Below are 21,846 nucleotides of genomic sequence, written 5' to 3' on the forward strand. Positions count from 1 at the left end.
GTCCGGCCACCCGGCCGACCGGGGGCCGCGACCGCTGCGGGAACGGGAACGGGTCCCGCTCCCGCCCCGGGGCCGCCTCATCCGTCGCCGCGTTCGGCGATCTCCTTGACGGCGGCGAGCCTGCGGTCCCATGCCTCGGCGACCCGTTGCAGGTCGCGGCCCACCTCGTCGAGCCGGGAGCCGATCGCCCGGTACACGACCTCGCGCCCCCGCCGCTGCGACTCGACCAGGCCGGCCGCGCGCAGCACCTCCAGGTGCTTGCCGATCGCCTGCCGGGTGACGGGCAGCTCCGCCGCCAGCGCCGACGCCGAGGCGGGCTCGCGGCCCAGGCGCACCAGGACCGCCCACCGGGTCTCGTCGCCCAGGGCGGCGAACACCGTGGCGGTGGCCCCGCCCCCGGCGTCCGGGACGCTCACTTCGGCTCCCCCGCCAGGTGCGCGGTCAGCGCGGCGAAGCCCCCCGCCCAGCCGTCGGCCTCCGCGGCGGCGTTGTCGGCCGCCGCGCCGAACCGGGGCGCGAGCGCGTCGAACCCCGTCTGGGCGACGGTGAGCAGGGTCCCCTTCCCGGAGGGGCGCACCGCCAGCTCGACCAGGGTGGAGCCGTCCTCCCCGGGCTCGGTGTCCGGCTCGGCCGCGATGCGGTAGGCGAACCGGCTCGGGGCCTCGGCCGCCACGACCCGCCCCCGGTAGGTGCCGTGCTCGTCCCAGTGCAGCGTCATGGGCGCCCCGGCCTCGGGGCGGAAGTCGGCGCCGCCGAACGCGTACCAGGCGGCGAAGTGCGCGGGCGTGGTGACGGCCTCCCAGACGCGCTCGGGCGGGGCGTCGATGTGGACGGCCCGGTGCACGGTCAGCGGGTCCACGTGCTCGCGGGCGGCGGCCAGTTCGATCCGCCAGCCCTCGGTGTTCTCCTCCAGGCGGCGGCGCCGGTCGGCCTCGGTTCCGCCGAGGGTGTCGAACCCGCTCTCGACCACGGTGAGGCGCACCCCGCCGGGGCGTTCCTCCAGGTGGAACTCGACCAGGGTGGAGGCGTCGGTGTCGGCGTCCAGCCAGCGGAACGCGGCGTAGCCGTGCGGGTCGAGCTTCTCGGTGCGGAAGCGGAAGTCGCCGTGCACGGGGTCGCGGACGATGTCGGTGTCGCCGTCGCGGTCGATCCTGTGGTCGATGACGGCGCCGTCGTTGATGAACCATCCGGGCCGGGTGACCAGGTCCCAGACGCGCTCCGGCGGGGCGTCGATGTCGATGGAGCGTTCGATCCGGTCGGTGTCGGTCATGGTGGAGCCCTCCTCTGGTGCAACCCCAGAGTTGCACAGCGAAGACCAAGGTGCAACCAAGGGGTTGCATGGCCTTCTTCGCGACACGCCCTCCGGTTGCGTCGCGGGAACGGCCCGCGCGGCGATCCTGAGGTGGTGGAGACGACGATGCCCGCCGCGTCCGTCGCCCGCGGCCGCCCCGTGAGGGCGCCCGGGCCCGACCGCCGCACGCCGTGGCCGCCGGCGCCGCCGCGGGGGGCCGACCGGTGACCGGGACGGAGTGGGGCGACGAGGAGCTGTTCGACGAGCTGCTGCACCGCCTGAGCCCGGGGGACCGCGCGGCGATCGCGTCCCCGGACCGCACGACGGTGCTGCTGGACGGCGGGGACGGCGGGAAGCCCTTCATCCTGCACGTGGATCCGGCCGCCCTGGGCGTCCGGCTGCGGACGACGGCCCGGGAGGCGCAGGAGGTCTTCCCCGACGCGGAGCCGCTGATCGCCGCGCTCCGGCTGTTCCTGGTCCACGTGGACGAGGCCGTCGACACGGCCCCGCCGGACCACCGCCACCTGGCCCTGGAGCCCGGAGGCGTCCGCGCCCACCGCGTCTGGGCCTGACGGCCGGTCCCGGAATGTCCGAGGGGCGCGGCATGCTCTTCCCATCGGCACGGCGCACCGGGGACGACTCGGGAAGGCGCCCGATGAAAGGACTTCCCCATGTCGTTCCAGGCCTACCTCGACACCATCGAGGACAAGACCGGTCTCACCCCGCGGCAACTGGTCGACCTCGCCAAGGAGCGCGGTCTCGACGCCCCCGACACCAAGGCCGGGGTCATCCTCGCCTGGCTCAAGGAGGACTACGACCTCGGCCGCGGCCACGGCATGGCCCTGGTCCACGTCATCAAGAAGGGGCCCAAGATCGACGCCAAGCACGTCGGCACCACTGGCTCCCACCGGGACGAGTCCGACACCCTCTGGCTCGACGGCAAGGCCACCCGCCCCTGACCCCTCCCCACCCCCCGGCCCCTCCCCCGGGCCCGCGACGGCCCCCGGAAGCACCGCCCGAACGGTGCGCCGGGGGCCGTCGGCGTTCAGGACGGGGCTCAGGCGGGGTCGCGGTCCGGGCCCGCCGCCCCGCGCACCATGGCCGCGACGAGCCTGCGCACGTCCGCCTCGCCGAACGCCCCCGCCGGACCGGTGACCAGTGTGAACAGCGCGCCCCCGTAGAGCGTGGCCAGGGTGGCCACCGCCCCCGGCGGCACCGACGTCCCCAGCACCTCGTGCAGATCGACGGTGTCGGCCACCACCGCCCGCTCCAGCCGCCCCAGCACCTCCTCCAGCGCGGGCCGCCGCCGGGCCTCCAGCCGGAGCTCGAAGATCGCCAGGTAGCGGTCGCGCAGCACGGTCGCCGCGCCCCACAGCGACGCCGCGATCATGTCGGTCAGCTCCTCGGGCCCGGTCGGCCCGGCCATCCCCTCCGTCGCGGCGGCCATGTCGGCGGTGTGCAGCTCCAGCACCCGTTCCGCGGCGGCGACCAGCAGCGCCTCCCGGTTCCGGAAGTAGTTGGTGGCCGTCCCGGCGGGCACCCCGGCGCGGGCCTCCACCGCCCGGTGCGTGACCCCGTGCATCCCCTCCTCCGCCAGCAGCGCGATCGCGGCGTCGGCGAGGGCCCGGCGTCGGCGCAGGTTGGCGGGTGGCATGGGGCCGAGTATAGGACTCGGCCGCTTACCACTACCATCGTATTGAATGGTGGTGGAGGACCGAGGCTTGGAGGGATCATGGGCGGCGGAACACTGACGGCGACGGTGGTCGGCGGCGGCATCGCGGGGCTGGCCGCGGCGACCGCGCTCGCCCGGGCGGGCTGGCGCACGACCGTGCTGGAACGCCGCACCGGCGGGCCCGAGGTCGGCGCGGGCGTCGCCGTCCCCCGCAACGGCGTCGCCGCCCTCGCCGCCCTGGGCATCGGCGGCGACCGGCTCGCCTCCCTGGGCCACGAGACCGTCGGCACCGGGTTCCGGGACACGCTCGGCCGCCCGATCCTGCTCATCCCGGACGACCTCGAAGAGGTGCGCGAGGCCGTCACCATCCGGGGCTTCCACCGCCGGCGCCTGCACGCGGCCCTGGCCGACGCCGCCCGCGACAGCGGGGTGGAGGTGGTCACGGGCGCCCGGGTCGCCAACCTGTCCGCCGGGACGCCCGGCGGTCCGCGCGCCGCCGTGTCGTGGCGGGACCCGGCGAGCGGCGAGGTGCTGCGCGCCGACGCCGACCTGGTCGTGGGCGCCGACGGGATGTGGAGCGCGGTGCGCGGCGTCCTCTTCCCGAGGGTGCACCCGGCGTACAGCGGCAGCACGAGCTGGCGGGCGATCGTCCCGGACACCGAGCGCGACGGGCGGCTCTTCGAGTACTGGGGGCCGGGCGCGGAGTTCGGGGTCATGCGGGTGAGCGACACCGAGCTGTACTGGTACGGCTACGTGCGCGCCCCGCGGGGCGCGGTCGTGGCCGACGAGCTCGCGACGGCCCGCGCCCGCTTCGCCGGCTGGGCGCCGGAGGTCACCGGGCTCATCGAGCGCACCGACCCGGCCGACCTGATGCGGCACGACGTCCACCACCTGCGCGGCGGGCTGCCGACCTACGTGCGGGGGCGGGTCGTGATGATCGGCGACGCCGCGCACGCGGCGCTGCCCACCATGGGCCAGGGCGCGGCGACCGCGCTGGAGGACGCGGTGGCGCTCGGCACGCTGGTCGCGGCCCCGGTCGCGGCGGGCGCGGACCAGGCGGAGGCGATGGCCCGCTTCGACGCCGAGCGCCGCCCCAAGTGCCGGAGCATCGCCCGGCAGGCCGCGTTCATCGCCCGGGTGGGCGCGGACCTGGGCGGCGGCTGGCGGCAGTCGGTGCGCAATGCGCTGCTGCGCCGGGTGCCCGCGCGGGCGCTCGCCCTGGCGGGCTCCTCGGCGGTGGGCTGGGACCCCGACCCGGCCGTCCTGGGCGGCCCGTCCGGACCGGGGGCCGATCCGGAGCGCCCCTGACGGCTCCGGCGGACGGGGTAGGTCCTCCCTGGAGGGCACACGGACGGTGAAGGGGGAACCGATGGGCGACGCCACGGGGTCGGGACGCGGCCGGGGCACCCGGCCGCTGCGCGGGGTCGGCGGGCTCAGCCGCGCCGAACTGGATGCGGCCCGCGACCGGCTGCTGCCGGACCTGCTCGCGCCGGGGATGAAGGTGGTGTTCTGCGGGGTGAACCCGGGGCTGACCACCGCCGTGCGCGGCCACCACTTCGCCGGTCCGGGCAACCGGTTCTGGCCCGCGCTGGCGCTGGCCGGGTTCACGCCCGAGGTGCTGCCCCCGGAGCGGGAGGGCGAGCTGCGGGGGTGGCGGCTCGGGCTGACGAACCTGGTGGCCCGGCCCTCCCGCGGCATCGACGAGCTGACTCCGCAGGAGTACGCCCGGGGTGCGGAGCTGCTGCGCGAGAAGGTGCGCAAGTGGGAACCGGAGTGGCTGGCGATGCTGGGCGTGACCGCCTACCGCGCGGCCTTCGGGGCGCGGAAGGCCGCGGTGGGGCCGCAGGAGGAGGGGATCGGCGGCACCCGGGTGTGGCTGCTGCCCAACCCGAGCGGCCGCAACGCCCACTGGACGCTCGCCTCCCTGGCCGGGGAGTACGCCCGCCTGCGGGAGGCCGCGGGCCTGCCGGACCTCCGTCCCGACCGCCTCCCCTGAGCCCGGCCGCCGACCGGGGGCGGCGGCCGGGGACGTCGGCCGAGGGGCGTCGGCCGGGAGCCGCGCGGGCGCGGCCCCGTCGGCGGGCCTGCGTGCGGCCCCGGCATGCTGCCCCGGAACCCGGCCCCCGGGCGTCCGGCCCTGGCACGCGGCACCGTCAAGGGTCAGGCGTGCGGCTCCGTCGACGGCCCGGATGCTGCCCCGGAGCCCGGTCCCGGCCACCGGTCCCGGAGCACGGCCCCGCCGACGGCCCGGCGCCCGGCCGCCCGGCGGGGCGGCGTCCGCCCGCCGACCGGCCTCGGCACGGCGCCCGTCCCCGCCGCCCGTGCGGGGACCGTCAGGCGGGGGTGATGCCCTCGACGATCCGCAGGACCTCCTCGGGGTCGCCCTCGGCGGTGAGGTCGTCGCTCTCCTCCACCTCGGCCCAGTAGGCGTCGTCCACGTAGGAGAGGTGGACGACCACCCCGGGCTCCGGGGAGAAGATCGCCGTCGACCCGTTGTAGTGCCCGTCGCCGTCCGGCAGCTCCCGGGCGGGCGAGTCGTGGAACTCCTCCTCCAGCACGGTCCCGGTGGCCTCGTAGTAGGCGTCGATGTCGGTGAAGTCGTCGCGCCGCATCACGGACACGTACAGGCTGGAGACGGCGACGGCCTCCCGTTCGGCCATCACCTCGCCGAAGTCGTCGACCAGGTGGTCGACCTGGATGGTGTCGGCCAGCCAGGAGCGCTCGACCTCGTGGGTGTCGGGAACGACGTGGCCGTCCCGCTCGGCCAGGGCCGTGTGGTCCAGGTCGTAGGGGGTGCCCGTCACGTCGTCGGGCAGGTGGCCGATCTCGTAGCCGTTCAGGTCGCCCTCGGCGGGCAGGTACCCCTGCGCCTCCAGGAAGGGAGCGGCCTCCTCCAGGGACATGTCCTCGGAGGGCGCCTGGCCGTCCGCGCCCGGGAGCGGCAGCCCGTCCTCCTCCACAGCCCGGACGGAGGCGGCCTCGGGGGTGGGGGCGCAGGCCGTGGCCGCGAGGGCGAGGAGGGCCAGGGCCCCGAAGGCGGTCTTCGCTCGGTTCGTCATGCCCCCATCCTCACCGCGCGGGGACGGGGGCGCCTGAGTACGGCGACGCGTTCCCTCTGGGGCGGTGAGCGCTTGTGCGCGGACGCCAGACCTGGTAGGCGCGGCCCGGAACGGCGGGGCGCCCCCTCGCGGGGCGAGGGGGCGCCCGGTGCGCCGGATCCCCGGCGGCCGGTCCGGGGCCCTCGGGCGGCGGTGTCAGTCGAAGAGGTCCTCGGCCCGGGAGATGTCGAGGGCCCTGTCCAGCCAGGAGTTCAGGGTGTCGAGGTCGCCGCAGGACCGGATCCGGGTGCGGACGCCGTCGGAGACCGCGATCCCCCTCTTGGCGAGGACGCGGAGCACGCTGTCGGCGACCCCCTCCTCGCGGCCCTCCTCACGGCCTTCCTCGCGGCCCTCTTCACGGCCGATGCCGACGTACTTGCGGGCGAAGTCGCTCTGCCATTCGTAGGTGTCCACGGACATCAAGCCCTCCAGCTCCTTACGGGCCGCCTCGTTGAGGCCGGCCAGCACGTGGTCATAGTAGAACGGACGGTTCGTCTCACCGGCGGAGTCCAGCGCCTCGACCAGGGCCTTCAGCACCCGGCCGTCGTGCCCGCCGTGGGCGTGCGCGGACAGCACCGCGAGTTCGGGCAGGGCGCGGGCCCGTTCGGGGTCCACCACCACCGGCATGGTGTCGGGGCCGACCACCAGGGGTCGCAGGGTGAACCCGGGGTGGCCGGTCTCGATCGGCCGCGCGCACCAGCGGGCGACCGCCTCGTCCGGGCAGAGCACCACCAGCACGGCGGGGCATTCGAGGCGCCCGTACAGGGTGGCCAGGTAGGCGGGCCGGCTGAAGTGCTTCTCCGTGTCGCGGTCGTTCTGGCGTTCCACGGCCACCGCCAGGACGGGGTGGCCGCCGTCGCGGAGCAGGACAGCGCCGTCGGCGTTCCACTCCTTGGGATCGCAGTTGGTCAGGACGGAGGAGGTCAGGACCGCCTCCGTGTGGCCGGTGGCCGGAAATCCCAGGGCCTCGCGCAGCAGGGCCGGGACGGTCTCCGGCCTGTTCTGGATCAGCCGGAGCGGGATCTCGTGGGATCGACTCGGCATCGGGCTCCTCGGTCGTTCGTCGCAGGGGTGCGGGGTGGGGGGCCGCGGGCGGGGCCCGCGGCCCGGAGGGTTCACGCGGTCTCGAGCAGGTCGGGCGGGTCGGGCGGATCGGGCAGGGTGAACGCCGCCCAGGTGTGGCGGCCCAGGTCGCAGCAGTCGCAGACCGGCCGGTGCCCCCACACGGTCGCGGTGGCCTCGATGAGGAGCAGGCCCCGGCCGCCCTCGGCCAGCGCCCACTCCTCGTCCGTGCGGGCGTAGGGGATGCGCGGGACCCGGCCGCCGGTGCCGCCGTCGTCGGTGAACCCGACGCAGACCCGGCCCCCGATCGCCCACAGGGTCCGGACCACCCGCCCGCCCGAGCGGCCGGAAGCGGTGTACTTGAGACAGTTGGTGAACAGCTCGCTGCCGCAGAGGAGGACCGCGTCGACCGTGTCGGGGGCGAACCCGCGCAGGTCGGCGGCCAGATCGGAGCGCATCCGGGCCAGCTCGGATGTGGTGCCCGGGTAGCGGCGCGGCGGCCAGGCGCGGACCCCGGTCATACGCCCGCCTCCCTGCGGTGGTTCCGGGCGACCCACACCCGGACGGCCCTCTCCAGGTCGGCGAGGTCCGGCGGCACGAACGGATCCCGGGCGGGGGCGGGCCGGGGCGGCACGGGGGCGAGCAGGTCCCCGGGGGGCATCGGGCGCGGTGCCGGGATACGGGGCGGCGCGGAGGGGTCGACGGGTCCGCCGGTCCAGCGGGCCAGGCGGGCGCGGGCGTCGGCCTGCGCGCGGTCGGCGTCCTCGGCGGCCGCGAGGGAGCGTTCGTGGGCGGTGTAGTAGGGCCGGACCAGGGCGACGTCGTCGGCCGGGAGGACCTCGGCGGGCGGCGCGGGGGCGGCCGGGAGGTGCGGGGTGGAACGCCGGGCGGGTCCGGGGTTCGCCGCGTAGCGGCGGACCCGGGCCGACCTGCGGCGGAACCCGAGGAGACGGGTCCGGGAGTGGCGGCCCCGGGGCGGGGAGAGGAGCGCTTCGAGCAGGTGCAGGGCACGGCTCAAAAGCGCGGCGCTAAACTGGCTCACGCTGGCAATCCTTTGGGTTCAATCAGGTGGAATTGCTGGCCACGACCCCGGGCGCCTTACGAGCGTCGCGGGGTCACTGTTTTCGGTTGTCAGGCAGAGATTATGCGATGGCAGAGACGATAGGGCCTGTTGGGGCGGGATCGGGCCGGGAAAATTTCATGGGGGGGCGTCTGTGCAGGTGGGGGCCTCTCTGGGAATTTTTCTGGCTATTTTCACCAAAGGTGCCATTCGGTCATTCGTCATGAAAAAAGCCCCCGTCCTGGAATTCCAGGTCGGGGGCTCGCACCGCCGCGCGGTCGGCCGGCGGCGCCCGCCGGGGCCGGGCGGCCACGGCCCCGGGGCATGGAGAAGTCCCCCGCACGGACGCGGGGGACGGGGGACGGGCCGGGGGTCAGCGGCCGGCGCGCACCCCGGAGAGGAGCGCGGACCACTCGGTACGGCCGAAGGCCAGGTGCCCGGCCTCGCGGTTCTGGGTGTCGCGCACGTCGGCACCGGTCTCGTGCTCGCGCACCTCCACGCAGTTGCCCCCCGAAGACGAGTAGGACGACTTGTGCCAGAGTTCATTGCTCACAGTAGTTCTTCCAATACCTTTCGCGACTGGCCAGCGGGAAGCGCGGCACCGAGCGCCTGCTTCACCAGACCCTGCAAACGGGCGTACCCGTCGGAGTCTGCGTAGACGACGTTACCGTCCACGTGGTCGCTGGAAACAGCCGTTCCGCCGTCGTGCATGTGGAAGACGAGGAGCATGGACGTCACCCCGAGCAGGAGGGAGCCGGAGGGGACCAGGTGGACCCTCACCCGCCCCGTGTCGGTCAGCTCCACCAGGTGGCGCGCCTGCTCCACGCGCACCGCCTCGGGCACCAGCGTCAGCGCCGTCTCCGGGAACACGGCGACGACCTTGGGGTCGTTGGTGCTGCGGAGCTTCTCGTAGCGCCCGCACCGCAGCGCGACCAGTTCGTCCAGGTCGGCGCCGGTCTCGCCCATCAGGGATTCTTCGAAGATCAGCCGTGCGTACGAGGGCGACTGGAGGAGGCCGGGAATCAGCAGCGGCGAGACCAGCTCGATCAGGCGCGCGAGCTCTTCGAGCCGCACCAGGTCGCGCATGTACGCCGGGAGGCCCGCGCCCTCCCTGTCACCGACCCACGCCTTCAACAGGGCGCCGTAGGCCTTGACCGCATCATCGAGGATCTGGACGTTGTCCCGTTGCGGCGTGGTCTTGCCCGCTTCCCACCGGGATACAGAAGCCGACGACGTACCCGCGCGCGCCGCGAGCTGCCTTTGTGTTAATCCTGCTAGTTCGCGTGCTTTGGCCAATCGTGCCGGGAATTGCTTTGCAGTCATGTTGCAAAGCCAATCAGAGCGCTACGACCCCGACCATGTCTTTACGGGAATACTTATCTATCTGGTGGAGCGCGCCCCGCGCGACGACCCTGGGGACATGAACGACACCGCTCACACCCCCGTCGCCGATGACGGAACGGCGGCCCTCGCACTGCGCTCGGCGCTGCGCCGCCGGGGGATCGCCGCGGCGGACGGCGACCCGCCGGGCTCGGTACGCGCCGAACACGCCGGACGCCGGCTCACCGTCCGCCACGCGGACGGCCGGTGGTGGCGGCCGATGCCGGGCCGACCGCACGTCCTCTTCCCGGTCGCCCCCTCCGGCGGCGAGGAGGCCCTGGCCCGCGACCTTGCCGCCGAACTCCTGCGCCGCCTGTGAACGGCCGCACCGGACTCACCTGGGCCGAGTTCGCCCGCCTCGCCGCGCCCCGGACCCGGCCCGAGGACGCCGCGCCCCCGACCGCCGGGCCGCTCCCCCGGCGCACCTCCACGACCCGCACGCCCGTACACACCACCGAGAAGGAGAACACGATGCCCGAACCGACCACCGCCGCCCGCGAGCGCCGCACCGACCGGCCCGTCACCCGGGCCCAGCGGGAGCGGGCCGACGAACTCTTCGACCGGCTGTCCTCGCTGCTGCGCGACGCCGCCGACCCCACCGTCGACCCGGCGTCCGTCCTGCGCCGCGCCGACCGGGCGTTCGAGGCCCTCCACCGGTACCTGCGCGGCGGCGGCGCCCTGCCCACCCCCTGGCTCGACGCCCGCCGCTGACCCGCCGCGGACGCAGGGGTCCCGGCGGCGGGGCGGAGGCCGGGCGGTGGGACGGCGGGGCCGCCGGGCGGTGGGACCGCCGCACGGCGGCGCGGGACCGGTGGGAACACCGCGTGCGCACCCCGTGCGGAACGCCCGTGCTCCGCACGGGACACGCCCCCGCTCCGCCGCCGGGCCACCGGGCGGTTCCGGTGCGCCCGGGGCGGGACCGGCGGATGGGCGTACGGCCGCGCCGGTGTCCGCTCCGCCCGGACGCCGGACCCCGGAGGGGCCCGCGGACCCGCGGGCCGCCGCGTCCCCTCTTGCGCTGCGGGGCCGGTGGGCCCCGGCCGACGCGCCGGTGCACCCTCCACCGCGCGGCGGGCCCGCTCACACCTCGCGGTGGTGCCCGTTCCCCTGCACCGCGGCACCCGCCCCGCAGCCGGCGTCGGCGACCGCCCCGAGGCCCGGCTCCCCGGCCGGGCCGGTGTCCGGCCCCGCACCAGGTCCGGCCCCGTCGGTCGCGCCCCCGTCACCGCGCTGCTCACGCAGCATCCGGTCCAGCCGCTCCACCTGCGCGCCCAGCTGCTCCAGCCGCGCCATGACCTGATCGTGCTGCACGGCCTCCAGCTCCTGGTCCTCCTCCCAGCGCACCTCGTTGACCTCCTGCTCCATGGAGGTCACGATGACGCCGATGACCAGGTTCAGCATGATGAACGCCGTGAGCACGATGTAGATCACGAAGAACATCCACCCCAGCGGGTGGTCTTCGAGGACGGCGTCCGACACGTCCGGCCAGTTCTCCGTGGTGAGCAGCAGGAACATCGTGTACAGCGACGTTCCCAGGTCGCCGAAGAACTCCGGCACGTCCTTGCCGAACAGCTGCTGGGCGATGATCGCCGCGGTGTAGATGGTCACCAGCAGCAGCCCGATGACCGTCCCCATGCCCGGCACGGAGCGGAACAGCGCCGTCATGATCATCCGCATCTGCGGGACCGCCGTGATGATCCGCAGGATCCGCAGCACCCGCAGGATGCGCAGCACGGAGAACGGGCCGGTCGCCGGGATCACCGAGATCGCCACGACCAGGAGGTCGAACCAGTTCCAGGGCGCGCGGAAGAAGTCCCCGCGCCAGGCGTAGAGCTTGAGCCCCATCTCGATGACGAAGACGCCGACGATCACGTGCTCGGCGACCAGAAGATAAGGAAGGGCGGAACCCCCATAAGTCGCCCAACCCAAAATCCCCGCATTGACCAGGATCACCAAAAGCATCACATTGGAGAACCACTGGCTCTCCACCACACGGGTGACCTGTTCCCTGCGCAATGTGCCGTTCCCCTCCGCAATTCCACCCCCGATTCGGACAGTGGCCACCCAGATATATCAAAAGCAACCGAACAACTCTTCGGCGCGTCCCCCGGCGGCGTTCGGCGCGTCGCCCCGGGCGGCCACCGCCCCGGCCGCCGCCCGCCGCCGACGGGGCCCGGGACCGACCAGGAAGGATACGGGGCGTTCCGTCGCAGGTCACCGAGGCCGCGCCCGCGGCCCCGTCCCGGCGGGGCGGCCCGGGACACCGCCACGGCCGGCGCCCGGAGCCGGGCGGGCACGGGCGCGCGGCGCCGCCGGTCCCGCACGGGCGCATACCGGCGCCGGACGGTCACGGGCGGATGACGACCGGGGCGATTCACGGGTGCAACACACCACATCGGCAATTCCGGCTGGAACACACTCGTCGCGTAAACCGGGCCGAAAAAGCGCCAACGGCGGGAAATCCGCGAGCCGGAGCGGAAGGAAGGCCCCCGGAGTCCGGTACGCCCGGACCCCTGTCGGGGTTCCTGCGAACGGGCGGCGCACTGGTATCTTCTCTGCTGGCCTCCGGCCCCCACCGTCCCCAGCCCCCTCGACCGCACCGGTCCCGGGACAGCGCCCGGACCGGCCCGTCCCGCCCAGCGGGAGGGCCGCCGGAACCGCCGCGCGAACCGGAGTCCGGAACCCGGGATCCGACGGACCGCACCCGGACCCCGCCCCCGACCGAGGAAAGAGAGCCATGGCGGAGCTGAAGTACTTCACCGGAGCCATGAACTCGGGCAAGAGCACCATGGCCCTCCAGGAGCACCACTCCCGCGGCAGCGAGGGCGTGCTCTACACCCGCCAGGACCGCGCGGGCGCGGGCATCATCTCCTCCCGCCTGGGACTGGTGTCCCCGGCCGTCGAGGTGACCGACGACCTCGACCTCTACGACGACGTCGCCGACCGCAAGGCGCCGTACGTGATCTGCGACGAGGCCCAGTTCCTCTCACCCAAGCAGGTCGGCCAGCTGGCGGGCGTCGTGGACGGGATGCGGATCGACGTGTACTGCTACGGGATCCTCACCGACTTCCAGGGGCGGCTCTTCCCGGGCTCGCAGCGGCTCGTGGAGCTGGCGGACAAGATCGAGGTGCTGCCGGTGTCCGCGCGCTGCTGGTGCGGGGAGCGCGCCACCCACAACGCGCGCGTGGTGGACGGCGTCATGGTGTACGAGGGCGAACAGGTGCACATCGGCGGCAACGAGTCGTACGCGACCCTGTGCCGCCACCACTTCATGGCGGGCGTCGCCTGACCCTGGGCGGGGACCGGGACCGGGGCCCGGGCCGGAGGGCGCGGGGGAGGCGGGGCGGTGCGGGCGCACGGGGCCTGCCCCGGGCCGCGTGTCCGGGACGCGGCGCCGGGCGGCGGGGGCGGGGGCGCGGGGCGCCGCGCGATCAGCCGACGTCCTTCAGGCACAGGGCGTTCCCGCCGAGCACGACGATCTGATCGCTCTCCGACACGTCCTCGCACCGGGAGCGCAGGCCCGAGGCACTCGTGGCGTCGGCCTCGTAGAGCTCCTCCCCCGGTCGGACGGCGAGCACCTCGTACCGGCTGTTCGCCGCCAGGCAGAAGACCTCGGTGTACACGGAGGACTCCGCCTCTTCGTAGACGGCCAGGCAGTCGCCCGCCTCGATGTCCGAGACACCGTCGTTCACCGCCTGGCCGACCCAGGCCGCGAACCCGAAGTGGTTGGCGTACAGCAGCAGGAAGACGACCGCGCAGCCCAGGGCCCACCACCAGCCGTTGCCGCCGTCCTCCTGGGGCTCCGGCGGCTTCTCCGGCTGCTTCTTCGGCGCGGCCGGCTTCGGGTCACGCTTCCCGGCGGACACCGCGTTCGAGGAGGTGCCCCACCTCTCCGCCCCCTTGGGAGGCTTCCAGGAGTCACCGGGTCCGCGGACGAACTCGAAGCTGCCCGACCACTCGTCCCACGTCCTGCTCGTGATCCCGTTCCGTGTGGAGGCGCGGTAGGACTCCCGCCCCGGGCGGACCGTGAAGGTGACACGGCCCCCGCTCTGGAGGGTGATCAGACCGGCGTGGACGGCGGCCAGGCCCACCGAGGAATCGTCGCTGTAGATGCCGTCGCCCCAGACGGAACCCGCGTTCTTCGTTCCTCCGGGCGGCAGGACGTAGGAGAAGGAGTGGTGGTCCCGGCCGCGGAACCGCTCGGCCGTGGCGTCCCAGCCGACCTTCTCCCCCTCACGCCCGAGGTCGTCGACCCGGCCGTGGAACGCGTCGGCCATGGCCTTGTAGTGGGTCCCCCGGCGGGCGTCGTGCCCCTCGGCCTCCGGCCGGCTCCCACCGCCCTTCTTCCCCTGCTTCGACCCCTCCCCCTTTCCCTGCTTGGTTCCCTTCCGCTGTTCCTCGGCGCCCTTCGACCCTCCCGGCTTCTCCTTCGCCCGGGTTCCGGACCGCGCGGCGGACCCCTCCTTCTTCCGATCCGGCTCCTGCGGCTCGGAGTCGACGAGGGTCATGAGCAGGGTCTTGTGCAGGGTGATGACCTCGGTGACCGACTCGGGCGGCCAGGCACCGCCCGCCCCGGGGACGTCCCCGGCGTCGGCCAGCGCGCGGAAGGCGCCCAGCACCTCGTCCGGGGTCGGCCGGTCCGCGGCCTCCTTGGCCAGGCAGCGTTCGACGGTCGGGGCGAAGCCGTCGGGCACCCCGCTCAGGTCCGGCTCCCCGTGCACGATCCGGTACGTCATCGCGTGGGCCGGGCCGTCGCCGAAGGGGCCGCGGCCGGTGGAGGCGAAGACGAGGACGCACCCCAGCGAGAACACGTCGCCGGGCGGGCCGACCGCGTCCCCGAGGATCTGTTCGGGCGGCATGAACGCGGCCGTGCCCATGACGGTGCCGGTGCGGGTGTACGACGTGGCGTCCAGGGCCCGGGCGATGCCGAAGTCGATGAGCCGGGGGCCGTCCTCCCCGAGGATGATGTTCCCCGGCTTGATGTCCCGGTGGATCACGTCCCTGGCGTGCACCGCCTTGAGGGCTTCGGCCAGGCCCGCTCCGAGCACGGCCGCCGACGCGGCCGGCAGCGGACCGCTCCCGGCCACCGCCTGGTGGAGGGTGGGGCCGGGGAGGTAGGTGGTGGCCAGCCACGGCGGGTCCCCCTCGGTGTCGGCGGCGGCGATCTCGGCCCCGTAGAAGCCGCCCACCTTGCGCGCGGTCCTGACCTCGGTGGTGAAGCGCCGCCGGAACTCGGGGTCCGACGCCAGGTCGGGGCGGACGGTCTTGACCGCCACCACGCGGCCGCCGGGCGAGCGGCCGAGGTAGACCACTCCCATACCGCCGACGGCCAGGCGCCTGTGGAGGGTGAAATCGCCGATCCGGGCGGGGTCGCCGTCCTGGAGGGGGGTCGTCATGGCATCGCTTTCCGCGGGAGGCGTCCGTCGGGTCGGGTGGATCATGCCAGAGCCGTACCGCCGTGGACACGCTCCGTCCGCTTCCGGCCACACGGGCACGGCGTCCGGGGCCCTGCGCTAGGGCGGTGGGGGTTCCGGGGGGTAGGACGGCGGAGCGGCCGGGGTGGTTCGGCGGGGCCGCGGGGAGCGGCTCGGCGGAGGCGGTTCGCGGGGCTCCGCGGCTGGAACGGCGGGGGTGGTTCGCGGGGCCGCGGGGCTCCGCGGGCGGAGCAGCGGGGCCGGACAGGGCGGGACGGGACGGCGGAGGCGGTTCGCAGGACTGCCCGGGACAGGACGGCGGAAACACGGGAGCGGTTCGGCAGGACTCCGGGGCAGGGCCGCGGAGTCGGAAGACCGCGGGGTCACAGGGTCGCGATCGGAGGCACGGTCGGGGCCGCGACCCTGAGGGCGCCCGCGCGCACCCTGTGGAACACCAGGGGGCGGGGCGCGCCGAACCGGGGCTCTCCCCTGATGTGCCCCGGCCGGGGCCGCGACTAATTTCGATTCCGCGGCCACACCGGAATTCTCCACCCTCGCCCCGGCCCCGGCCCCTCCGGGCGGAAAGGGATTCCCCGGTGAGAGAACCGCGGAACCCTCCGTTCCCGGAATCCACCGGCCGCCGGACCGGCCCGGAACGCCCCGCCCCCGGGGTGTTCGGCACGTCGGCGGCCATGCCCTCGGCCCTGGTCGGCGGCGGCGCGGACCGGTTTCCGAGCCTTTCCCCCATCAGGCCGAACACGTCGGCCGGCGAATCCCGGAAGTTGGGAGTTGCAGGTGCGGACCAGGGATTCTCTGTATTTCCGGTATGCGTACAACGACCTCAGGAAGAACAAGGGCGTCGCCCTCGCGCTCACCGTCGTCCTCACCCTCAGCGCCTTCCTCATGGCCACCGGCGCGATGGTCATGGAGCGCACCGTCGGCGCGGTCGACCGCCTCTTCGAGCAGGCCGAACCCCCGCACTTCCTCCAGATGCACCGGGGCGACCACGACCCCGGGGCGCTGGCGCGGTTCGCCGCCGAGCAGCCCGGGATCGACGCCTGGCTCATCGAGGAGATGCTCGGCTACGACGGCGCCTCCCTCACCTGGCGGCGCCCCTCGACCGGCGAGACCGGCGACTTCGGCGACAGCCTGATCGACAACCTCTTCGTCACGCAGAACGAGGAGTTCGACTTCCTCCTCGACGGGACCGGGGCCGCCCCGCGTCCCGGACCGGGCGAGGTCTACGTCCCGGTGGCGTACCGGCAGCGGTTCGACCTCCGGGTCGGCGACGAGATCGGGGTCGGCACGGACGGGGGCGTCCACCGGCTGCGCGTCCAGGGGTTCGTGCGCGACGCGCAGATGGCGTCGTCGCTGGCCTCGTCCACCCGCTTCCTGGTCTCCGAGGCCGACCACGCGGCGCTGGCGGCGGCCGGGGGCGGCGCCCCCGAGATCATCGTCGAGTACCGGCTGGCCGACCCCGCCGGGGCCGCCGACCTGCAACGGGCGTACGAGGCCGACGCGGACCTGCCCGCGAACGGGCAGGCGGTGACGTTCGCGATGATCCGCCTGCTCAACACCTTCGGCGACGGCCTGGTGGCGGTGGCACTGGTGTTCGCGAGCCTGCTGCTCATCGCGATCTCCCTGCTCAACCTGCGCTTCGTCATCCGCGGGACGATGGAGGACCGGGTCCGGGAGATCGGCGCGCTGAAGGCCATCGGCATCCCGGCCCGGGAGGTGTCCCGGCTGTACCTGGCGAAGTACGGCCTCATGACGGTGCTCGCGTGCGCGGTCGGCGGGGGCCTGGCCGTCCTCGCGCTGGAGCCGCTGACGCGGGGCGTGCGGATGAACTACGCCGAGCCGCCGCCGGGGCCCGCGACCGTCCTGGTGCCGCTGCTGGCGCTGGCGGCGGTGTACGTGTTCGTCCTGCTGGTCTGCCGGGGGGTCCTGCGCGGGGTCGGGCGGATCGAGGTCGTCAACGCGCTGGTGCACGGGAGCCTCCTCGACGAACGCGGGACCGCGCGCCGGGCCGCCCGCCGGGCCCGCCGGGTCCGGAGGTCCGCCCTCGCCCCGGAGACCCCGACAGCCCCTGGGACGACCGGCGCGGCCACAAGACCCCCCGGGATCGCGCTCCCCGGCTTCGGTGTGAACGGCCGCCTGGTCCTGCTGGACCTGCGGGCCGAACTCGGGCAGTGGGCGCTGGTCCCCGCCGTGTTCTTCCTCGCCGCCGTCCTCATGACCCTGCCGACCAACCTGCTCAGCACGTTCGAGGACCCCCGGTTCGTCACCTACATGGGCGCCCCGCAGAGCGACCTGCGCGCCGACCTCCAGTTCTCCGACGACGTCGACGCCGTCCGCGCGGCCCTGCTCGCGGACATGCACCGCGACGAGCGGCTGACGGGTGTGCGCGCCTTCGCCACCGTGCCCTACCGGGTCCGGGGCGAGGAGGGCTGGGAGACACTGCGCGTCGAGGTGGGCGACCACTCCGGCGACACGGTCGAGTTCGTCGAGGGCGGGCCGCCGGGGGCCGGGGAGATCGCGCTGTCCGTGCTGAACGCGCAAGCGTTCGGGGTCTCGGCCGGGGACGGGCTGACCATCCGCCGCGGCGGGGCGGACGGCGGGTCCGGGGAGGGCGGGTCCGGGGAGGGCGGGTCCGGAGAGGGCGGGACCGGGGAGGCCGGGGAGCCGAGCGGGACCGCGACCCTCACCGTCAGCGGCGTCTACCAGGACGTCACCAGCGGCGGGTTCACCGCCAAGGCGCAGGGCGAGGTGACGTCCGGCGCCACCGGCTACGTGGTCTACGCGGACACGGCCGGCGTCACCGACCCGGCCGGCGTCGCCGCCGACTACGGCGAGCGCTTCCCCACCGCCTCCGTGGTCCCCATGCGGGAGTTCGTCCGGCAGACCCTGTCGCACGTGACCGGCACCCTGCACGAGATCGCCGTGCTGTCCGTGGTCTTCGGGGTGGGGGTGGCGGTGTTCATCACCAGCCTGTTCCTCGAACTGCGGCTGGCCCGGGACCGCCGCAAGACGGGCGTGCTGTCCGCGCTCGGCTTCTCGGCCCGCGAGATCGCCGCGCAGGTACGGGCCAAGACCCTCCTCGCGGTGGTCCTCGGCACGGTGGCGGGACTGGTCTTCGCGGCGACGGCCGGCGAGGCCGTCGTCGGGGCGCTGCTCGCTGCGGCGGGGCTGGGGATCGCGGACCTGGCGCTGCTGCCGGACCCACTGCTGGTCTACGCGGCCTACCCGCTGCTTCTGGTCGGCGCCGGATACCTCGGCGCCGTGTTCCTCACCGCGCGTCCGCGCGGTACCGACAAGAGTGCATGGCTCAGGAGCTGACAGGGATGACCGGAACACTCGAGACGCACAACGGCCACCCGGCGCTGGAATGCCGCGGGCTGACCAAGGCCTACCGCTCCACCGACCCGCCGACCAGGGTCCTCAACGGGATCGACCTGAGCGTGGACAGGGGCGAGTTCCTGGTGGTCATGGGGGCGTCGGGCTCGGGCAAGTCGACGCTGCTGTACAGCGTCAGCGGCATGGACCGGCCCACGGACGGGAGCGTGCGCCTGGAGGGGCGCGACCTGACCTCGCTGGACGACGCGGAGATGAGCCGCGTCCGGCTGACGAGGATGGGGTTCGTGTTCCAGCAGGCGTACTTCCTGGAGAACCTGAACATCCGGGACAACATCCTGCTGCCCGCCCTCAAGGCGGTGCCCCGGGGCGACCGGGCCGGCCGGGACGCCGCGCTCGCCCGGGTGGACGCGCTCATGGAGCGGTTCGGGATCGCGCACGTCCGGCGGCACGGCGTCACGGAGGTGTCGGGCGGGCAGTTGCAGCGGGCCTCGGTCTGCCGGGCGCTGGCGTGCGGGCCATCGGTGCTGTTCGCCGACGAACCCACCGGCGCGCTGAACAGCGCCATGACGGCCGAGGTCATGGACACCCTCACCGACGTGCACCGGGAGGGCACGACCCTCGTCATGGTCACGCACGACCCGTCCTGCGCCGCCCGCGCCGACCGGGTGGTCTACCTCCGCGACGGCACCGTGGTGGACTCCCGCCGCCTGGGCCCGTGGAGCCCGGAGGAGGCGCAGCGGCGCGAGGACGACCTGCTCGCCTGGCTCCGGGGATTGGGTTTCTAGGGGGTGGGGCGGGAGCGGGGGCCCGGGACGTTCGGGACCTCGGTGACGGCCGTCCCCCATGAACCCCGACAGGACCCCGTCCAGGGAGAGGGCGGCGACGGCCGGGGCCCCGGGGCCGGTCCAGAAGCAACGGCTCAGTCAGATCCGGGAATCCAAATCTCGAACTCGATTTCGGAGATCCTGACCAACTTCGCCACTTCGCGGTGCATCGCATTCTGAGAAACGAGTTCTCCGGTCTCGGACTCCGACTCCGCCTCGATCTTGATCTCGTAGACGGCGCTCCGCGTCTGCGCCAGGAAGGTGTACCCCGTCACCCCCGGGGATATCTCTCCGTACACGAAGTACGAGCGGTCCGCCAGGTCACCCGGCCCTTCCGAAGCAACACTCTGGAAGCCTGCGGAGATCTCCTCGACCCGAGCGTCATAGGCCTCCGAGGCGACATCCACACGGCTCTCCCCCGTGGCAGAAACAATCGCTTCATAGGAGTACTCGAGCTCCCACGGACGCGCGACCGTGTAGTCGGGTACGAGTTCCCATTGGCAGAGGTCACTGATACGCCACTCATCGGCTCCAGCGGTGTCCTCGTAGTTACCTCCACCGTCGATCCGGGCCAACGAGAGGTTGGAGGACGCCTCCAGGTTCTTGGAGCAGAGGTCGATGTCGCCAGGTTCGATCGAGGCCTGCGGCTCACCGATCAATTCAGCGGACGTCGACGCGTCTCCCGGCTCCGATCCGATCCCCGAGGAAGTGAGATCGAGGAAAGCCCCGGCGATACCGACGAGAACACCGAACACACCGAAGGCCGCCAGCGTTCCGCAGCCGAAAACCGCGAGTGCGGCCTTCCACCCGTGCAGCCCCTGCTTCTTGGGTGGTGCCTTCTCGTCAACCACGGCTGTCCTGCGCCTCCAACTGGGCCTTCACATCGGGGTGCTCGAGCGGACGGGTGAAACCCACGATCTCCGACCGATTGGGGTCATCGTACTCGCGCACCGCGATCGGTCCACAGTTGGTGCACCAGGCCTCCACCATCAGGCCGTCGCCGATCACCATTGCCATATGCCCGGGTCCCGGCGGTTCTCCCGCCCGGGTCACATCGAAGAACACCAGGTCACCCGGCTGCTCTTCACCCGCGGGAATCTCCGGTCCGAATTTCCACTGGTCCTGCGACACCCGCGGAATCGTGACGCCGATGCTCTCGTACGCCTTCATCGTGAGGCCCGAGCAGTCGAACCCGTCCGGCCCGGTCCCGCCCCAGATGTACGGCTTCCCCCGCTGCGCCAGCGCCCAGTCGACCACGGCCTGCGTCAGCTCGTCCGGGGCCCGCCCGATCGGCGCCCCCTGCTCGTCCAGCTCGCACAGCACCGCGGTCCGGATGGGGTCCGAGGTGTTGTAGTCGCCTTCGGCGTACCGGTCCGCCCACTCCAGCACGTCGTCCACGTACCACCAGGCGTGGTTGTAGCCGAAGATCGCCTGCCGCACGTCGTCCTCGATGCCGTGGGCGATCAGGTAGTCGGCGGCGGCCGGAATCGCGTCGGCGGGGTCGTAGACGTTGACGATCCCGTCGCCGTTACCGTCCACCCCGTACCCGTTCTCCGGCCGGTCCTCCACCGGCTGGATCGGCTCGCCGCCCCAGCTGTTCCCGGCAGCGGAACCGTCCAGGGAACCGAACTGCATCGGCCCGGCCGCGCCCCAGTCGTTGTGGCCCTCGGTGATCCCGGGACCCTCCCACCTGCCGTGGTGGGACTCCACCTGGCCGACCCCGGCGAGGATGTTCCACGGGATCCCCCGGTCCTCCCCCACCTCCTGGTACAGCTCCAGGTAGTTCTCCGGGATCGAGTCCATCGCGTACCCGCTCGCCCCGGGCTGCTCCGCGTCGGCGTTCGGCGTGCACACCAGCCCGCTGGCCATGAGGCTCGCCAGCTGGCTCCCGGTTCCGGTGATCACGGGGATGACGAACATCGCCACCATGATCAGCAGCGCCGCGCCGATCGCGACCCCGCCGCCGAGCCACCAGCGGACCGCCCCCCGGTCACCGGAAGCGCCGAAATAGGAGAGCATCGGATCACTCCTCCCCGAACTGCCCGACATCGGCGGGCTGGAAGTCGAAGACCCTCCAGGTCCGCCCCTCCTGGACCACGGTGATCGCGAACTCCCCGAGTTCCTCGTCGAACTCGCGGTTCGCCGTCTCGGTGATGGACTGCGCCGTCACCACGAAGGTGATCGAGCTGTCCCCGAACGTACGGATGGACTGCACCTCGGCGCGTCCCTCGGCGATCGCCTCGGCCTCCGCCATCTCCGTCCAGAAGGCGCCGGCCCGGGAGGACTCCGCCAGCACGTCGGCGTACTCGTCGGTCGCCAGGGCGCGCATCGAGTCGTAGTAGGCCTCGGGGGATCCGGTGTAGTCGATCGTCCCGTAGGCCTCGGCGAACGCCTTCGCGGTCGTCCCTGCCGTACGGAGCTCCTCCTCCGGGAAGGGGAACCACTCCAGCACGTCCACGTCGTCCGCCGCCGTGGTCGGCAGCGGGCTGGGCTCCACACTGGACAGGGCGTCGGGGGCCCCGGCGCTGCCGCCGTTCTCCCCCTGCGAGACCTCCGGTTCGGCCGGGGCCTCAGCGCCCCCTCCGCCCCCGAATCCGCCCGTGCTGAAATACACCCCGGCCCCGACCAGCACGACGATGAGTCCGATGAACACGAACCTCTGGGCACGCTCGGGGAGGGGGTTGGGCATCG

The 21,846-nt window shown here is 73.7% G+C and carries 23 protein-coding genes and 1 pseudogene; 9 read left to right on the top strand and 15 right to left on the bottom strand.

All coding sequences use genetic code 11. From position 1 onward, the window contains the following. Positions 1-77 precede the first annotated feature (77 nt). Positions 78-416 (bottom strand): metalloregulator ArsR/SmtB family transcription factor, encoded by a 339-nt coding sequence (locus ABZ249_RS07200; protein WP_355258438.1) that lies wholly within the window; start codon positions 414-416, stop codon positions 78-80. Then, positions 413-1,270 (bottom strand): SRPBCC domain-containing protein, encoded by an 858-nt coding sequence (locus ABZ249_RS07205; RefSeq protein WP_355258441.1) that lies wholly within the window; start codon positions 1,268-1,270, stop codon positions 413-415. Before ABZ249_RS07205 ends, ABZ249_RS07200 begins: the two co-directional genes overlap by 4 nt. A 245-nt stretch (positions 1,271-1,515) precedes the next feature. On the opposite strand from ABZ249_RS07205, the gene ABZ249_RS07210 reads away from it, so the two are divergent. Together ABZ249_RS07210 and ABZ249_RS07215 are read left to right on the top strand one after the other, a co-directional pair. Beyond that, on the top strand, positions 1,516-1,863 hold the full coding sequence (locus ABZ249_RS07210) for a hypothetical protein (protein ID WP_355258444.1): 348 nt from the start codon (positions 1,516-1,518) through the stop codon (positions 1,861-1,863). Between the two features lie 99 nt (positions 1,864-1,962). Continuing rightward, positions 1,963-2,250, top strand: coding sequence for a DUF4287 domain-containing protein (locus ABZ249_RS07215; protein ID WP_355258447.1), 288 nt, complete (start codon positions 1,963-1,965; stop codon positions 2,248-2,250). Positions 2,251-2,348: 98 nt separating this feature from the next. Here the strand turns inward: ABZ249_RS07215 and ABZ249_RS07220 are convergent, their stop codons facing one another. Further along, positions 2,349-2,945 (bottom strand): TetR family transcriptional regulator, encoded by a 597-nt coding sequence (locus tag ABZ249_RS07220; RefSeq protein WP_355258450.1) that lies wholly within the window; start codon positions 2,943-2,945, stop codon positions 2,349-2,351. Positions 2,946-3,023: 78 nt separating this feature from the next. Here ABZ249_RS07220 and ABZ249_RS07225 point away from each other — a divergent pair, with 78 nt between their 5' ends. Next, positions 3,024-4,271 (top strand): FAD-dependent monooxygenase, encoded by a 1,248-nt coding sequence (locus tag ABZ249_RS07225; RefSeq protein WP_355258453.1) that lies wholly within the window; start codon positions 3,024-3,026, stop codon positions 4,269-4,271. 61 nt (positions 4,272-4,332) lie between these two features. Continuing rightward, positions 4,333-4,959, top strand: coding sequence for a G/U mismatch-specific DNA glycosylase (gene mug, locus ABZ249_RS07230; protein ID WP_355258456.1), 627 nt, complete (start codon positions 4,333-4,335; stop codon positions 4,957-4,959). 337 nt (positions 4,960-5,296) lie between these two features. Here the strand turns inward: mug and ABZ249_RS07235 are convergent, their stop codons facing one another. The 7 genes and pseudogenes from ABZ249_RS07235 to ABZ249_RS07265 form a co-directional block, all read right to left on the bottom strand. Then, positions 5,297-6,022, bottom strand: coding sequence for a hypothetical protein (locus ABZ249_RS07235; protein ID WP_220563168.1), 726 nt, complete (start codon positions 6,020-6,022; stop codon positions 5,297-5,299). Between the two features lie 195 nt (positions 6,023-6,217). Continuing rightward, positions 6,218-7,105, bottom strand: a complete 888-nt coding sequence (locus tag ABZ249_RS07240) for a hypothetical protein (protein ID WP_355258459.1) — start codon at positions 7,103-7,105, stop codon at positions 6,218-6,220. A 71-nt stretch (positions 7,106-7,176) separates the two neighbouring features. Next, positions 7,177-7,644 carry an ATP-binding protein gene (locus ABZ249_RS07245; protein WP_220563170.1) on the bottom strand — a complete coding sequence of 156 codons (468 nt, stop codon included), beginning with the start codon at positions 7,642-7,644 and terminating at the stop codon, positions 7,177-7,179. Then, a complete protein-coding gene (locus tag ABZ249_RS07250) occupies positions 7,641-8,165 on the bottom strand; it encodes a hypothetical protein (protein WP_355258462.1) in 525 nt (174 codons plus the stop codon). Before ABZ249_RS07250 ends, ABZ249_RS07245 begins: the two co-directional genes overlap by 4 nt. A gap of 391 nt (positions 8,166-8,556) precedes the next feature. Further along, positions 8,557-8,736, bottom strand: coding sequence for a DUF397 domain-containing protein (locus ABZ249_RS07255; RefSeq protein ID WP_355258465.1), 180 nt, complete (start codon positions 8,734-8,736; stop codon positions 8,557-8,559). Beyond that, positions 8,733-9,317 (bottom strand): DUF5753 domain-containing protein, encoded by a 585-nt coding sequence (locus ABZ249_RS07260; RefSeq protein WP_355258767.1) that lies wholly within the window; start codon positions 9,315-9,317, stop codon positions 8,733-8,735. The genes ABZ249_RS07255 and ABZ249_RS07260 overlap by 4 nt, the downstream gene beginning before the upstream one ends. Before the next feature lie 3 nt (positions 9,318-9,320). Continuing rightward, a pseudogene (locus ABZ249_RS07265) lies at positions 9,321-9,506 on the bottom strand (helix-turn-helix transcriptional regulator); the annotation flags it as partial. A 97-nt stretch (positions 9,507-9,603) separates the two neighbouring features. Between ABZ249_RS07265 and ABZ249_RS07270 the strand changes: the two are divergent. Together ABZ249_RS07270 and ABZ249_RS07275 are read left to right on the top strand one after the other, a co-directional pair. After that, positions 9,604-9,882 (top strand): hypothetical protein, encoded by a 279-nt coding sequence (locus ABZ249_RS07270; protein WP_355258468.1) that lies wholly within the window; start codon positions 9,604-9,606, stop codon positions 9,880-9,882. Next, complete coding sequence (locus ABZ249_RS07275) at positions 9,879-10,274, top strand: hypothetical protein (protein ID WP_355258471.1); 396 nt, start codon at positions 9,879-9,881, stop codon at positions 10,272-10,274. Before ABZ249_RS07270 ends, ABZ249_RS07275 begins: the two co-directional genes overlap by 4 nt. Before the next feature lie 369 nt (positions 10,275-10,643). Here ABZ249_RS07275 and ABZ249_RS07280 read toward each other — a convergent pair whose 3' ends face one another. Further along, positions 10,644-11,579, bottom strand: a complete 936-nt coding sequence (locus tag ABZ249_RS07280; protein ID WP_355258474.1) for an ion transporter — start codon at positions 11,577-11,579, stop codon at positions 10,644-10,646. 721 nt (positions 11,580-12,300) lie between these two features. Between ABZ249_RS07280 and ABZ249_RS07285 the strand changes: the two genes are divergently transcribed. Continuing rightward, entirely contained in the window at positions 12,301-12,852 is a 552-nt protein-coding gene (locus ABZ249_RS07285) for a thymidine kinase (RefSeq protein ID WP_220563177.1), read from the top strand. Between the two features lie 142 nt (positions 12,853-12,994). On the opposite strand, the gene ABZ249_RS07290 is transcribed toward ABZ249_RS07285, so the two are convergent. After that, positions 12,995-14,959 (bottom strand): LCCL domain-containing protein, encoded by a 1,965-nt coding sequence (locus ABZ249_RS07290; protein ID WP_355258477.1) that lies wholly within the window; start codon positions 14,957-14,959, stop codon positions 12,995-12,997. An 813-nt stretch (positions 14,960-15,772) separates the two neighbouring features. Here ABZ249_RS07290 and ABZ249_RS07295 point away from each other — a divergent pair. Then, positions 15,773-18,313, top strand: coding sequence for an ABC transporter permease (locus tag ABZ249_RS07295; RefSeq protein ID WP_355258480.1), 2,541 nt, complete (start codon positions 15,773-15,775; stop codon positions 18,311-18,313). A 5-nt stretch (positions 18,314-18,318) separates the two neighbouring features. Beyond that, positions 18,319-19,116: an ABC transporter ATP-binding protein gene (locus ABZ249_RS07300; protein WP_355258483.1), complete on the top strand. Its 798-nt coding sequence runs from the start codon at positions 18,319-18,321 to the stop codon at positions 19,114-19,116. Positions 19,117-19,250: 134 nt separating this feature from the next. Here the strand turns inward: ABZ249_RS07300 and ABZ249_RS07305 are convergent, their stop codons facing one another. The 3 genes from ABZ249_RS07305 to ABZ249_RS07315 are packed head-to-tail and all read right to left on the bottom strand — an operon-like array spanning position 19,251 to position 21,844. Beyond that, positions 19,251-20,006: a hypothetical protein gene (locus ABZ249_RS07305; protein ID WP_355258486.1), complete on the bottom strand. Its 756-nt coding sequence runs from the start codon at positions 20,004-20,006 to the stop codon at positions 19,251-19,253. Next, positions 19,999-21,174, bottom strand: a complete 1,176-nt coding sequence (locus ABZ249_RS07310; protein ID WP_355258489.1) for a C40 family peptidase — start codon at positions 21,172-21,174, stop codon at positions 19,999-20,001. The genes ABZ249_RS07305 and ABZ249_RS07310 overlap by 8 nt, the downstream gene beginning before the upstream one ends. A 4-nt stretch (positions 21,175-21,178) precedes the next feature. Further along, positions 21,179-21,844, bottom strand: coding sequence for a hypothetical protein (locus ABZ249_RS07315; protein ID WP_355258492.1), 666 nt, complete (start codon positions 21,842-21,844; stop codon positions 21,179-21,181). Positions 21,845-21,846 lie beyond the last annotated feature (2 nt).

Source organism: Nocardiopsis sp. NPDC006139 (assembly GCF_040614155.1).
In the GTDB taxonomy this organism is placed as follows: domain Bacteria; phylum Actinomycetota; class Actinomycetes; order Streptosporangiales; family Streptosporangiaceae; genus Nocardiopsis; species Nocardiopsis changdeensis.

Excerpts from the sequence above, each read along its gene's own strand:
- ABZ249_RS07205 (WP_355258441.1), bottom strand. The coding sequence starts at position 1,270 with ATGACCGACACCGACCGGATCGAACGCTCCATCGACATCGACGCCCCG.
- ABZ249_RS07215 (WP_355258447.1), top strand. The coding sequence starts at position 1,963 with ATGTCGTTCCAGGCCTACCTCGACACCATCGAGGACAAGACCGGTCTC.
- ABZ249_RS07220 (WP_355258450.1), bottom strand. The coding sequence starts at position 2,945 with ATGCCACCCGCCAACCTGCGCCGACGCCGGGCCCTCGCCGACGCCGCG.
- ABZ249_RS07225 (WP_355258453.1), top strand. The coding sequence starts at position 3,024 with ATGGGCGGCGGAACACTGACGGCGACGGTGGTCGGCGGCGGCATCGCG.
- mug (WP_355258456.1), top strand. The coding sequence starts at position 4,333 with ATGGGCGACGCCACGGGGTCGGGACGCGGCCGGGGCACCCGGCCGCTG.
- ABZ249_RS07235 (WP_220563168.1), bottom strand. The coding sequence starts at position 6,022 with ATGACGAACCGAGCGAAGACCGCCTTCGGGGCCCTGGCCCTCCTCGCC.
- ABZ249_RS07240 (WP_355258459.1), bottom strand. The coding sequence starts at position 7,105 with ATGCCGAGTCGATCCCACGAGATCCCGCTCCGGCTGATCCAGAACAGG.
- ABZ249_RS07245 (WP_220563170.1), bottom strand. The coding sequence starts at position 7,644 with ATGACCGGGGTCCGCGCCTGGCCGCCGCGCCGCTACCCGGGCACCACA.
- ABZ249_RS07270 (WP_355258468.1), top strand. The coding sequence starts at position 9,604 with ATGAACGACACCGCTCACACCCCCGTCGCCGATGACGGAACGGCGGCC.
- ABZ249_RS07285 (WP_220563177.1), top strand. The coding sequence starts at position 12,301 with ATGGCGGAGCTGAAGTACTTCACCGGAGCCATGAACTCGGGCAAGAGC.
- ABZ249_RS07290 (WP_355258477.1), bottom strand. The coding sequence starts at position 14,959 with ATGACGACCCCCCTCCAGGACGGCGACCCCGCCCGGATCGGCGATTTC.
- ABZ249_RS07300 (WP_355258483.1), top strand. The coding sequence starts at position 18,319 with ATGACCGGAACACTCGAGACGCACAACGGCCACCCGGCGCTGGAATGC.
- ABZ249_RS07310 (WP_355258489.1), bottom strand. The coding sequence starts at position 21,174 with ATGCTCTCCTATTTCGGCGCTTCCGGTGACCGGGGGGCGGTCCGCTGG.
- ABZ249_RS07315 (WP_355258492.1), bottom strand. The coding sequence starts at position 21,844 with ATGCCCAACCCCCTCCCCGAGCGTGCCCAGAGGTTCGTGTTCATCGGA.